The organism is Paenibacillus barengoltzii NBRC 101215 (assembly GCF_004000745.1).
Lineage (GTDB): Bacteria > Bacillota > Bacilli > Paenibacillales > Paenibacillaceae > Fontibacillus > Fontibacillus barengoltzii.
The window spans coordinates 110,282-122,287 of sequence record NZ_BILV01000011.1; the positions used below are offsets into that span (position 1 = coordinate 110,282).

Sequence of the window (12,006 nt, forward strand, 5' to 3'; positions counted from 1 at the left end):
CCTATCTCCCGTAGGTACTGCAGTGCTGTTGAAATAGGCAGGTCTCCTGGCTCCGGGATCTTCGCCGGATGCAGCCTTCCCAGTGATTGTCACCAGTGGCATCTCATACATCCGACTCCTCCGTTACAGTGGCGGGACCGCGCCGGTATTGCACCGGACTTCCCTTTTAAGCTTCAGCCATGCTCGGCCGAAACACCTATTTCCGCTATATTCGGTTGGAATATACCTTACATCTTACTTCATCTGTCTTGTGAATACAATACCAAACAGATCGGAATTTACTTATTTGTGTAGCAGGATGGAGCACAAACGACAACATTTTCGACAACATTCATGTGATACATATCACAATCCACCCTCTAGACCCGTCGTACGATGAAAGTACATCAAGGAGCTATTTCCTTCACCATTATAGATAGAAAGAGGAATGACCGATGAAATCGCGGAACATCCCAAAGCTTCTGTTGATTAGCTTATGCTGTCTGATCATGATTGCCGCAGCATGGTTTGCGTTCCCGTCGGAGCCCCCTCAGGTCAGTGCCCCTCCCCTGCAAGCGGAAGAGCTGCATCTCCATCCACCGCCCGTGGAGCCGATCATTAGACGGGAAGGCCATACCGTCCGCATTGAAATGACTGCGCAGCAGGCGGATATCGAGATCTCCGAAGGTGTCACTTATCCGGCTTGGACGTTTAACGGAACCGCCCCTGGTCCGGTGTTGCGGGTAAAGCAAGGCGATCAGCTGGAGTTTACCTTAAAAAACTTAGATCCCGACATGCCGCACTCCATGGATTTCCATGCGGTCCATGCCGCTCCAAACAAGAAGTTCATTGACGTGATGCCTAACGAGCACGGCACGTTTACTTATCCCGCCACCACGCCAGGCGTGTTCATGTATCATTGCGGAGTTAGTCCGGTGCTGCTGCATGTGGCTAATGGGATGTACGGGATGATCATCGTCGAACCGACAGACGGTTACCCAACGGACTCGGAAATCGATCGAGAATATACGATTGTCCAAAGTGAATGGTATGCGGCCAATGATCTGGATGCGTTTCAACAAGGCGATCCGGAGGTTGTGGTATTCAATGGCGATGACTTTACGTTAAAAGACCATCCGTTCCTCGCCAAAGTTGGCGACCAGGTCCGCTTGTACGTCATCAATGCAGGGCCAAATCACGTTTCTTCGTTCCATGTGGTCGGGACGACCTTTGATCGCGTTTATCTGGACGGGAATCCAAACAACCAGCTGTACGGAATGCAGACCGTATTGCTTCCAGCCGGCGGCGGCGCAGTCGTTGAATTTACCGTTACAGAGGAAGGGGATTATCCAATCCTTACCCATCAACTGAGGGACGCCAACCTCGGCGCTACGGCGATCTTGCGCGTAACCCAGGACGGAACGGATCATGGAGCACCGGTGATGAGCCATTAAGGACTAGCCTATTCATGTAAATTCATAAACGAGGTGACGTTGGATGAATCGACAAGATGCCAAAATCATAGAGCTCGACGTCCGAGAGCAACTACGCAACAAGCTGGAGCCGTTCCAGCTCATCATGGACACCGTTAAGAAGCTAGAGAAAGATGATCTCTTCGTGCTACACGCTCCGTTCAAACCGACTCCTCTGCTCAAGCTATTGAAAATGAAAGGGCTCGTGGGCAAATCCGTGATGCAGGACAAAGAGCATTGGGTTACCACATTTGTTCATAAGAAAAACAAAGCATGGCTCGAAGAAGAAAACGAATCGATTGAAGCAACAGCAGATGCTGCTCCGATATCAACGGCGGTTTCCAGCGAAAATACCGCGAGTCCCAACATCATCACGCTGGACAACCGCGGTCTGGAACCACCGCAACCGATGGTCCGGACGCTGGCGGCACTGGATCGCTGTAAGTCAGGGGATGAGGTGCATATTCACAACGACCGAGTACCCGTATTTCTAATCGAAGAGTTAAACAGCTTGGGCTGCACCTATACGGTGGAAGAACAACCGGATGGAACCGCCAAAGTCCAGATCCGCAAACCTTAAGGAGGTGAACCTGATGCAAGCCATGTCCCGCCTGCCTTTTCTCTTTATCGTCACCGGAATCTTCGGATTCGTCCTGTTTCACGCCACCTCCCTGATGTCGCTCACGGGCTGGATCGGCGATGATATCCGCGGCCCGGCTGGCTGGTTCCAGGTCCACCTGTTTGTACTGGGCTGGGCAACCATGCTGGCAATGGGTGCCGTCTACCAGCTGATCAACGTTATTTTGCAGTCAAATATTTACAGTGAACGTCTCGGGTATGTGCATTTTGCGCTGTTTACCATTGGGCTGTTTGGTCTGCTGTTTGGTTTCATTCAAGGCGATACGTATTGGATTGGCGGCTTTGCGACAATTGCATTCTCAGGAGTTGTCTTGTTCGTCTGGAACCTGACCGCTACGTTGCTGCGGGCCAGAACGTGGAACGCAATCACCATGAGCACCGCCTGCGCGATATTTTACCTGCTGCTCACGGGGTTATCCGGGATGGCGATGGGGATCAATTTTGCGACCGGTCTATACAACGATTTGCACGAAAACCTATTTGGCACGCATATTTGGCTAGGAACATTAGGCTGGTTTGGACTGTTGATCACCGGGTTCAGTTATAAGCTGCTGCCGATGTTTTACTTGTCCCATGACTATCCAACTCGTCTGGAATTCGTCGTTTGGGGCGTATGGAACGCAGGAGTTCTGCTGGGCGCGGCTTCCTTTCTGTTTGGTTTACCGACAGGCTTCAAAATCGCTGCACTGCTCCTGATCGTCGTTGCCGTCCTTTGTTATAACGTTCATCTGCTGCAAATCCGTAATAAACGGCATAAGCGCAGCCCGGGGGCAGGCATTGAGTGGACGGTGACCGGGAGCCAAATCTTTGCCGCCTTTGCGGTCATGTTTGCGGTACGGGCGCTGCTGTCACCGGGGCAACTGCTGGAAACCCAAACCGTTCTTACCGCTGGCTTTGTTTACTTAAGCTGCTGGGTCTCGTTTACGGTGCTTGGCTACCTGTCCAAAATTGTACCGTTCCTATGGTGGACCTACAAATACGGCAAACAAGCCGGACGCCCGGGAACCCCGGTGCTGGCCGACCTGTTGAACGAACGGAAAGTGAATCTTGGGTTGACCTTGATGCTTTGCGCGAATTTGACCGTCCTTATTGGCATCGTGACCGGCTCCTCGATCGGGATTGCCGTTGGAGGCGCCGTATTATCTATCGTTTCGGTGGCTTACATCGCTATAATCGCGATGGTGTTTGCTCATTAACGACATTACAAATGGAGGGAGTCGCCATGAATAAAATTGAACAAATCCGTGAATGCCTGCGTGAGGTTTATGATCCCGAGCTTGGGGTAAATATCGTGGATCTTGGGCTGGTATACGATATTCGGGAAGAAGAGGATCAAGTTTACATTCAAATGACCTTAACGACACCTGGCTGTCCGATGCATGATACCATCGTGGGCGGCGTTCGATGGGTACTTCATGATCAACTTGGCATCCAAAACCCCGTCATCGACATCGTCTGGGAGCCGCGCTGGTCGCCGGAGCATATGTCGGAGACAGCCAAGGAACAGTTAGGGTATTTTTGAGGTAATTATCAAAACAAGCTGACGGCTTCATCTATGGGGGATGAGCCGTCAGCTTGTTATTTTACGATCAGGACGCCTTTCATTTGCTTATGGTTCTTCCCACAGGAGATGTTGCAGGAGTACTCAAAGGTTCCGGCTTGGTCAGCCGTAAACGTAATCGTTTTGCCGCCGCGAACTTCTTTGTTGTATCCCTTGATTTTCAGCGAATGCATCCCTTGGGTATTTTCGAGCGTAATTTGCACCGTATCGCCCTTTTTGACCTTAATTTCTGTCAAGTCATATCCTGAAGAACTGGCATAAACAGTAAACGACTTCACCGGTCCTGCCGTTTCCGCTGCCGGTTCAGAACCGCCGATATAGCGCCCGGGGGCGTCAGCACATCCCGTTAGCAATAGCATCCCGGCCGCAATCAACCGGGCAACAGCACCCAAACGTTGGTTCATCAGCCTTTCCCCCTCTTGAACTAAGAGCTATTCTCAGTTTAGAACGGGAAGGATTCATGCCTTGTGATTTCCATCACAACTTCAAGCTTTGTCCCTGATGCTGTTGAAATCAGCCCCGCGAGTCAATCCACCCTTGCTCCAGCGCATAACGCGTGAGTTGTACCCGATTTTCCAAATGCAGCTTTTGCAAGATGTTTTTGAGATGGTTTTTGACCGTCTGGTCGGAAATATGCAGTACCCCGGCAATCTCCCGATTGGTCATACCCTGCGCAACCCAGCCGAGGATCTCCCGTTCGCGGGCGGTTAACGGAGGTTGCTCGCTGTTTGATCGTTTGTTCACCGGAAACTCCTGCAAAATCCGCAATGCCAACTCACTGGATAATGGCGCTTCATCGCTGGCGATGGCCCTTAAATATTCCAACCAGGTTCCGGGCTCCAGATTTTTGAGCAGGTACCCCTGGGCGCCTTGCTTCAGCGCTTCAAACAGATGAGCAGCATCATCCGATACCGTAATGAGGACGATCTTCACATAAGGGTAGCGCAGCTTGATCTCGCGGGTGGTTTCCAAGCCATCCTTGCCCGGCATGCGAATATCCATCAAGATCAAATCCGGCATCCACCGCTCCGTCTGGGCGATGGCTTCGTCGCCATTTTCCGCGTAAGCCACGATTTCAAATGAATCATCCTCGGCCAATATCTCCCCGATCGCTTCCCGCGCATGCGGATGATCATCCACGACCAACACGCGAACCTTCATCTGTACCATCTCCTCCCCGAATTTGAATCATCGTTTCTCCCGACCGGGACGCAACTGTCAGTTCCCAGCCCATCTCGTTCGTCCGCTCCCGCATAATCTGCAGGCCGTAGCGGCCTGGTTTGACTGCAGCCTCTTCCGTGAAGCCGCGTCCGCGATCTGTAATCGTGACGGTGAAACTGTGCGCATCTCCAGATGCCGAGATCTCGATGGCTTGTACGCCCGCATGCTTGGCTGCGTTAATGACCGCTTCCCGCAGGCAGGATACCAGCACCATCTTCGCCTTCGCCGGCCAACCCGCTTCCTCCAATTGCCAGTCCAAATGCAACGTGAGTTGCTGTTCCACCGCAATCCGACGCACGATCGCCGACATGGAGGCTTCATCCCCTTCACCTTCCCGAGCGCCCGGAGGAATCCGCAGGTCGGAAATCGCCTCTCGTACATACCGGTTCACTTCATGAATTGATTTGCGCAGCCCGTTCCAATCATACGAACTGCCTGCCGCCTGTTGTTGCCGTTCGGCCCGGTCCACCTTGACGGAGAGCAGGAACAGAGATTGCGCGATTCCGTCGTGCAGCTCGCGAGCCAGCTGCTCCCGCTGCTCCAATCGGGCCTTCAGCGCCCGCTCCCGCTGTAATTCTTCCTGCATGCGTTCTAGGTTTGCGAACCAGCGATATTGCAAGGTAATACTCACCGCAAACAAAATAATCGGTGTCAGCACATTCCCAAGCTCCATCGACACAAAGGGCATGAGAAATTGGTGGCGTACCACCTCCCAGACCCCGACCACCAACGTTGGAATGATCAAGATCAACCATTTCGTAAATTTATAGGACATCGTCTAACTCCTTAAGTCGTTTTCGTTCGACTTAACTTTACCTAACCCGAGATCAGGCTGGCAAGCGTTAGACAAAAAAATTGAATCCTTTCGTGTGATAAAGCCGTAAAATAAAAAAGCAAGGCGGAACTGCCATTCCGCCCTGCTTTGTGGTACGTGCGTTACCTTACAGCATTTTTTTGATGTCATCCTTGATCGCTTCGGATTGCGGTCCGAACACGACTTGGACAGCGCCTTTGCCGAGTCTCATGACGCCCGATGCACCCAATTGCTTCAATGCGGCATCGTTAACTTGCTTATCGTCCTTGACGACGAGGCGAAGGCGGGTAATGCACGCATCCACGGACTCAATATTTTCCGGTCCGCCGATGTTCGCCAGAATTTTGGCTGAACGGTTGTCGGTAGCTCCCTTCCCTGTTCCGGAAGTCTCTTCCTCTACCGATTCAGCGATATCCTCAGCGTCTTCACGACCTGGTGTTTTCAAATTCAACTTGACAATCAAGAAGCGGAAGATGATATAGTATACAACCGCCGTAACCAGACCTACTGGGATGAGCAGCAACGGCTTGGTCGAGATTTGATAGTTAATTGCGTAGTCTATGAAACCCGCGGAGAAGCCGAAACCAAGCTTCATACCCAACGCGTAAGTGACATAAGCTGCAATCCCCGACAGCACTGCGTGAACCCCATAGAGCACCGGAGCGACAAACATGAAGGCAAATTCCAACGGTTCTGTAATCCCCGTCAAGAACGATGCCAATGCCGCTCCTAAGAAGATGGAGCTTACCATTTTGCGTCTTTCCGGTTTAGCCGTATGAATAATCGCAAAAGCTGCGGCCGGAAGACCAAACATCATGATCGGGAAGAAGCCGGTCATAAACATACCTGCTGTCTTGTCTCCAGCGAAGAAACGGTGCAAATCGCCATGAATGACGTCCCCTGCTGCATTCGTAAAGTCCCCGATTTGGAACCATACAATTGAGTTGATGATATGGTGCAGACCAAACGGAATCAACAACCGGTTCGCAATGATATGAATAGCCGAACCAATGCCGCCCAGACTGGTTACCCAATCGCCAAAAACATCCAAAGCTGCTTGGACCGGTCCCCAAATCAAACCGAAAATCAAACCTACAATAACCATCGTTACGGCAGTGACCATTGGAACAAATCGTTTGCCGCCAAAGAAACCTAACCAATCTGGCAGCTTGATATTATGGTACCGTTTGTACAAATAGGCTGAGATACAACCTACGATAATACCACCTAGTACACCCATATCGAGTTTGGTATCGGCGGATTGCATGAGTTCTGGGAAAATGCCGGGTACTCGACTAAGCACGTTCAGCAAAATCAAATGACCGATAACGGCGGATAAAGCAGCTACCGCATCTCCGGCCAAACCAATCGCAACGCCAACAGCAAAGATCAGCGGAAGATTGTCAAAGATCGTTCCCCCGCCTGCTGCCAAGAACGGTGCGATATACGTGTTGAGAAATCCCCCAACACCATCCCCCAGGTGAAAATCCTTGATGTAGTCGATGCTGCCGAACCTGAGCAGAATTGCCGCTGCAGGCAGTGTTGCAACCGGTAGCATCAATGACTTACCGATTTTCTGGAGAAAAGCTAGCATGCATTAACCATCCTTTCTTTACTTCTTGGATTTTATTGTAAAACCGCCTTCAAAATGACGCTGCTGCCTGCCGTCACAGGACCGGTGATAGGTTCAACGCTGCTTGTCACTTCTCCGGCGTTTGTTACTATAATTGGCGAAATCACCGGATAACCCGCTTCGCGAATGGCTGCAATATCAAATTCGATAAGCAGCTGACCTGCTTTAACTTTGTCCCCCACGGAGACATGGGCGGTAAAGCCCTCACCTTTGAGCGACACGGTATTGATTCCAAGGTGGAACAGAAACTGCAATCCCGACGAATGCTCCATCATCACGGCATGGTTACTTTTGATCACATGAACGACTTTACCGTCAAACGGTGAAACCAGACGTCCTTCGCTCGGTTCAACGGCGATCCCCGGCCCCATATGGCCCCCGGCGAACGCTTCATCTGGAACTTGAGCTAACGGTACAGCCTCACCGGTTAGCGGCGAAAGGATCTCCAGTACTTTACTCTCCGTATTTTTCTTTCTCCATTTTGAAAACATATGGCTCTCCTCCTATTTCTAATTACCTATATTCTGGCATCTTTAAGAAATCAATATGCCTATTCCCGGATATTGGGAGATATAGGCGAAAAAAAAGAGCCAAGAAAAGAAGCCTACGGTTAATCTAGGTCTGCTTTCCTTGGCTCATGCCCATTCTAAAACAATGGTAACACGCCAAAAGTCATTTAATTGTCGGTCGGTTATGTGACTATAATAATTCAAGCTCTTCCTAGCGTCAATAGAAAAATGAAAGCGTACACATGATGTTAGTTATTTTAAATTTTATTCTTAAAGCACCTGAAATAATGCGGGCACCTTATCCGGTTCCCATCCCGGCAGCGACGTATGGGCTTGAATTACTTTATAGGTCACACCGTTATACGTTACGAGCTGATTTACGGTATACGACGTATAGGGTGCCCAAGCTGCCGGCCCTGTCCCTTCCGAATCCGTAGTTACCGTCACCGCGTTGCTCGAAGGCGAGAGATTGCCGGCGGCGTCTTTGGCCTTCACGGTAAACGTATAGGAAGTCGATGGCGCTAGGCCGCTGATCGTCGCCGTTGTTCCCGTTACCGTCGCAGCAAGCTGACTGCCGTTGTATACCTCATATCCGGTCACACCTACGTTATCGGTCGAAGCACTCCAGCTCAGGCTGACGCTGGTTGAGGTTTTGGCCGTCACCGTCACGTTACCCGGTGCAGTTGGAGCAGTTGAGTCGCCTGGGTTGGTTCCCGGCTCGGTCGTAACCGTAACCGGAGCGCTGGCGGGTGAGACATTACCTGCAGCATCCCTTGCAACCACGGTAAATGTATACGTCGTTTCAGGGGCAAGATCGCTGATCGTCGCCGTCGTTCCCGTTACGCTGGCCGCTTGCATTCCGTTCCGGAAGACGTTGTATCCCACAACGCCAACGTTATCGGTAGAAGGCTGCCAAATTAACGTGACGGAGCTCGCCGTTTTAGAGGTGACCGTTACACCGGTTGGCGTAGAAGGAGCCACTGTATCTCCCGGCGGTGTTACGCTTCCGCCCAGATCGTTTCTCAGCTTGGTGAGCAGCGTTGTGTTGCGGTCACCGCTCAGCTCCCAGAACATGGCCCCGGCAAGACCGCGGCTCTTGATATAATCGGTTTTGAAGCCGATGGATTGCGGATCGTCATACGAGATAAACCGCCGGACCGAAGGATTATACAGATACGGCACCTTGGCTGTATCGTTCCAGTAGCGAGTATACCCGTTCTTATTGATATAATTTGCTTCCAGGTCATAGTAATCAAAGGAACCGGCCTCCCACGTTCCGACGGAAGACCCTCCGCTGGCGCTTTGGTATTGACCGTTGCCAGCGTTGTTTACACCATCCCACCCGCGACCGTAGAACGGAATGCCAAGGACCAATTTATTGGCGGGAACTCCGGCGTTCAAGTGGCCTTGCACTGCGGCGTCGGCATTAAAGACCGTGGCGCTGGGTACGCCAGCGTTGCCAGCAGCCGGATCATAATACAGCGGCGCATTATGGGCCGTAATTTGCTGCCACCCGCCGTTAAAATCATAAGTCATAATATTAATCCAGTCGACGATGGAGGCGATGTTGCCGAGCTCCGTATTGCTGACAAAGGAAGGTGAAGCCCCTGAAGCGATCGTCAGCAAATATCTTTTGCCATCGACCGCACCGGCGGCAGCCAGCTTATTCCGGATCTCTTGAAGCAGCTTCGTATAATTCTGCTTATCTTCAGGGCGATAGCTGTTCCCCGGCAATCCGCCGGCAACCGGGTATTCCCAGTCCAAATCAATGCCGTCAAAGTTAAACTTCCGCAGGAAGTCGACAGCGGAGTTGGCAAAGGTCTCTCGTGTAACTTGGCTGGCAGCCACATCGCTGAAGCGATTGGACCAGGTCCACCCGCCTACCGAAATGATCGTCTTCAGGTGCGGATTCGCCTGTTTGAGTTTATTAAGCTGATGAATATTGCCTGCATACGGTTGATCCCAGGTGTCGCCGGGAAATAACTTGCCGGTATCGATCCAAGGGTCTCCCAAGACGATTGTGCCGTTAGGCACGTTAATGGTTTGGCCCTTCTCGTCCTGCGTCGGCCAGGTTACAGGGTTCGGACCAGCTGGGTCCGGATTGCCGTGACGGCCGTCCCAGGCGATATCGGCAAAAGCATAGTTGATATGGGTGATCTTGGAGGCGTCGATATCATTGACATTAAAATTGCGGTCATAAGCTCCCCAAGATGGATAGTAGGCAACGATTTTGTAAGGATCAGCAGCCTCAGCGGCTTTCGGTTGGAGCAGGCCGCCAGGCAGCAGCAGAGATAAAGCCAGACAGGTCAGAGTAAACAGCTTCCACTTCTTGGTGAAGCTATGGGTTCTCTTCGAATGCATCACTTAAATCCCTCTCTTTCAATCGAAATTGAATTGGAATAAAGCTAGCAGCAAGAACTCTGGCTGTGTGATCCATGAAATGGGCCAACGTCACGAGTCTTTCGCGTTCGTCAACCATTCTCCTTTCCCTTTGGAACTATCCGACGGGCTCCTCGCTTATCCTCTGTCCGCCGCAGCCAATCACCTCCACAAATAACTAGATCTCATTTCACTTCTTGTAAGCGCTCAAAGCCAATCCCGGCGCCTAGAGGATCTCTAAGTAGCGCCTACAAATCTATTAAATCATAATAGAAATGGGTATAAAAGGATAAATTTCTATTATTTAATCGATTAATCGGCTAAAAAATGCAAAAAACGCGGCGATCTCAGAAGATCACCGCGTCTGAAAAATGGGATATGGCGCTGGTTTGGTCGATATACTCGATTTTTCATCCATATTTCGTGACAAAGTGTTGTAATCAGGAAATCTATATGATTTTTCATATAAAAATGTGGCAATAAGCTCCCATCAGCCCAAATTTATATGAAATTTCATTTAGATTAGGCCAAAATGGCCCCTTATCCGCTGAATCTATTCGATATTTCGTGTTCAATCCCGGTTCAAGTCAGTGATGGCACGCCAAACTCATGTTAACGCAGTCCATCCGGCCGCAATTTTCGGGTTGCGGTGGCTTGAAGCGGATCGTCCGGCCAATAATGCTTCGGGTAACGCCCCTTTAAGTCCTTTTTGACCTCAAAATAGGTATGTTCCCAAAAGCTACGCAGGTCTGAGGTAACCTGAACGGGACGGCTGGCCGGTGACAACAAATGCAGCGTAATGGGAACCCGTCCAAACCCGATCCGCGGTGTCTCCATCATGCCAAACACTTCCTGCAAGCGTACCGCCGCATAAGGGGCTTGAGGGCCGTCGTAGTGGATTTGGATTTTGGAGCCGCTGGGGACAAGCAGGTGTGTTGGCGCTTCGGCATTTAACTCCTGTTGTTGCGGCCAAGTCAGCAGACTCTCCAGGATATTGTACAGAGACAGTGCCTGCAAATCCGACCGCTTACGAACTCCGGATAAATACGGCGCCAGCCATTCCTCCGCGGTTGCGGCCAGCGTATCATCGGACACATCCGGCCAATCCGGATTGAGGCGGTGCAAAAACATCATCCGCTCCTGCAGCTTCCTCGCCTTCTCCGTCCACGGCAAGATGGCAACGCCTTTGGTGGCAACGGCCTCGAGCAAGGCTTGCACAATCTGCTCCGCGCTTGGCGACGGATCCGGCTGCTCCCGCAGCACGATTGCGCCAAAGGTCCGGCGGATTCTCGCCCGCACTGTTCCCGATGCATCATCCCATTCCGCCCGCCTCTCCTCGGTAATTCCCTCCGCATGATGGCGGTAGACGTCCTCTTCCTCCAACGGGGCTGCCAGCAAAATCCGCCCTTCGGTCCCCTCGTCGTCAACCTCGGCAATCGCCAGGAACGCAGATTGGCCTAAGGAATCCTTGTGGAGCAGCTGCGCCCCCCGCCCGTTACGCATCACATACCGTCCATCTGGGCGGCGGAACGCAATCCGATCCGGATAAGCGAAGGAGACGAGCAATCCGCAGCAGCGGTCCAGATCCGTAGGAACGGACGCAGATGGAGCTTGCGAAGTCAGGTCAGATCCGGCTGGTGCGGGAGCTGTGGGCTCAGCGCCGGACGCGGCCTCGCTGTCCGGCGGCTCGAAATCAGGGTCGTCTTCGGCATCCACGACGACCCATCCGCCAAGCTCGGCGGGCGCCTCAGGCGCGCCGAGCGGCGACGCCTCAGCCAGCGGCTCCGGCTCCGCGAGCC

The 12,006-nt window shown here is 51.9% G+C and carries 11 protein-coding genes and 1 riboswitch; of the genes, 4 read left to right on the plus strand and 7 right to left on the minus strand.

The annotated features are described in order from the left end of the window. Positions 1–19: 19 nt before the first annotated feature. Positions 20–215, minus strand: a riboswitch (cobalamin riboswitch). A 219-nt stretch (positions 216–434) separates the two neighbouring features. The 4 genes from PBA01S_RS04965 to PBA01S_RS04980 are packed head-to-tail and all read left to right on the plus strand — an operon-like array spanning position 435 to position 3,612. Continuing rightward, positions 435–1,433 carry a multicopper oxidase domain-containing protein gene (locus tag PBA01S_RS04965; RefSeq protein ID WP_127575472.1) on the plus strand — a complete coding sequence of 333 codons (999 nt, stop codon included), beginning with the start codon at positions 435–437 and terminating at the stop codon, positions 1,431–1,433. A gap of 43 nt (positions 1,434–1,476) precedes the next feature. Continuing rightward, a complete protein-coding gene (locus PBA01S_RS04970; protein ID WP_127575473.1) occupies positions 1,477–2,031 on the plus strand; it encodes a DUF2249 domain-containing protein in 555 nt (184 codons plus the stop codon). Positions 2,032–2,044: 13 nt separating this feature from the next. Further along, on the plus strand, positions 2,045–3,286 hold the full coding sequence (locus PBA01S_RS04975; RefSeq protein ID WP_051416951.1) for a heme-copper oxidase family protein: 1,242 nt from the start codon (positions 2,045–2,047) through the stop codon (positions 3,284–3,286). Positions 3,287–3,312: 26 nt separating this feature from the next. Beyond that, positions 3,313–3,612, plus strand: coding sequence for a metal-sulfur cluster assembly factor (locus PBA01S_RS04980; RefSeq protein WP_016312323.1), 300 nt, complete (start codon positions 3,313–3,315; stop codon positions 3,610–3,612). Positions 3,613–3,668: 56 nt separating this feature from the next. On the opposite strand, the gene PBA01S_RS04985 is transcribed toward PBA01S_RS04980, so the two are convergent. From PBA01S_RS04985 to PBA01S_RS05015, 7 genes are all read right to left on the minus strand, one after another. Further along, complete coding sequence (locus tag PBA01S_RS04985) at positions 3,669–4,055, minus strand: cupredoxin domain-containing protein (RefSeq protein WP_028538952.1); 387 nt, start codon at positions 4,053–4,055, stop codon at positions 3,669–3,671. A 109-nt stretch (positions 4,056–4,164) separates the two neighbouring features. After that, positions 4,165–4,812 (minus strand): response regulator, encoded by a 648-nt coding sequence (locus tag PBA01S_RS04990; protein WP_016312325.1) that lies wholly within the window; start codon positions 4,810–4,812, stop codon positions 4,165–4,167. Then, entirely contained in the window at positions 4,784–5,647 is an 864-nt protein-coding gene (locus tag PBA01S_RS04995; protein ID WP_016312326.1) for a sensor histidine kinase, read from the minus strand. The genes PBA01S_RS04990 and PBA01S_RS04995 overlap by 29 nt, the downstream gene beginning before the upstream one ends. Before the next feature lie 166 nt (positions 5,648–5,813). Then, a complete protein-coding gene (gene nagE / locus PBA01S_RS05000) occupies positions 5,814–7,280 on the minus strand; it encodes an N-acetylglucosamine-specific PTS transporter subunit IIBC (RefSeq protein WP_016312327.1) in 1,467 nt (488 codons plus the stop codon). 32 nt (positions 7,281–7,312) lie between these two features. Further along, positions 7,313–7,810 carry a PTS sugar transporter subunit IIA gene (locus PBA01S_RS05005; protein WP_127575474.1) on the minus strand — a complete coding sequence of 166 codons (498 nt, stop codon included), beginning with the start codon at positions 7,808–7,810 and terminating at the stop codon, positions 7,313–7,315. A gap of 288 nt (positions 7,811–8,098) precedes the next feature. Next, complete coding sequence (locus PBA01S_RS05010; RefSeq protein WP_127575475.1) at positions 8,099–10,189, minus strand: glycosyl hydrolase family 18 protein; 2,091 nt, start codon at positions 10,187–10,189, stop codon at positions 8,099–8,101. 630 nt (positions 10,190–10,819) lie between these two features. Beyond that, positions 10,820–12,006: ATP-dependent helicase C-terminal domain-containing protein (locus PBA01S_RS05015; protein ID WP_304363568.1), on the minus strand; the 1,187-nt coding region annotated here is incomplete at its 5' end.

Excerpts from the sequence above, each read along its gene's own strand:
- PBA01S_RS04965 (WP_127575472.1), top strand. The coding sequence starts at position 435 with ATGAAATCGCGGAACATCCCAAAGCTTCTGTTGATTAGCTTATGCTGT.
- PBA01S_RS04970 (WP_127575473.1), top strand. The coding sequence starts at position 1,477 with ATGAATCGACAAGATGCCAAAATCATAGAGCTCGACGTCCGAGAGCAA.
- PBA01S_RS04975 (WP_051416951.1), top strand. The coding sequence starts at position 2,045 with ATGCAAGCCATGTCCCGCCTGCCTTTTCTCTTTATCGTCACCGGAATC.
- PBA01S_RS04980 (WP_016312323.1), top strand. The coding sequence starts at position 3,313 with ATGAATAAAATTGAACAAATCCGTGAATGCCTGCGTGAGGTTTATGAT.
- PBA01S_RS04985 (WP_028538952.1), bottom strand. The coding sequence starts at position 4,055 with ATGAACCAACGTTTGGGTGCTGTTGCCCGGTTGATTGCGGCCGGGATG.
- PBA01S_RS04990 (WP_016312325.1), bottom strand. The coding sequence starts at position 4,812 with ATGAAGGTTCGCGTGTTGGTCGTGGATGATCATCCGCATGCGCGGGAA.
- PBA01S_RS04995 (WP_016312326.1), bottom strand. The coding sequence starts at position 5,647 with ATGTCCTATAAATTTACGAAATGGTTGATCTTGATCATTCCAACGTTG.
- nagE (WP_016312327.1), bottom strand. The coding sequence starts at position 7,280 with ATGCTAGCTTTTCTCCAGAAAATCGGTAAGTCATTGATGCTACCGGTT.
- PBA01S_RS05005 (WP_127575474.1), bottom strand. The coding sequence starts at position 7,810 with ATGTTTTCAAAATGGAGAAAGAAAAATACGGAGAGTAAAGTACTGGAG.
- PBA01S_RS05010 (WP_127575475.1), bottom strand. The coding sequence starts at position 10,189 with ATGCATTCGAAGAGAACCCATAGCTTCACCAAGAAGTGGAAGCTGTTT.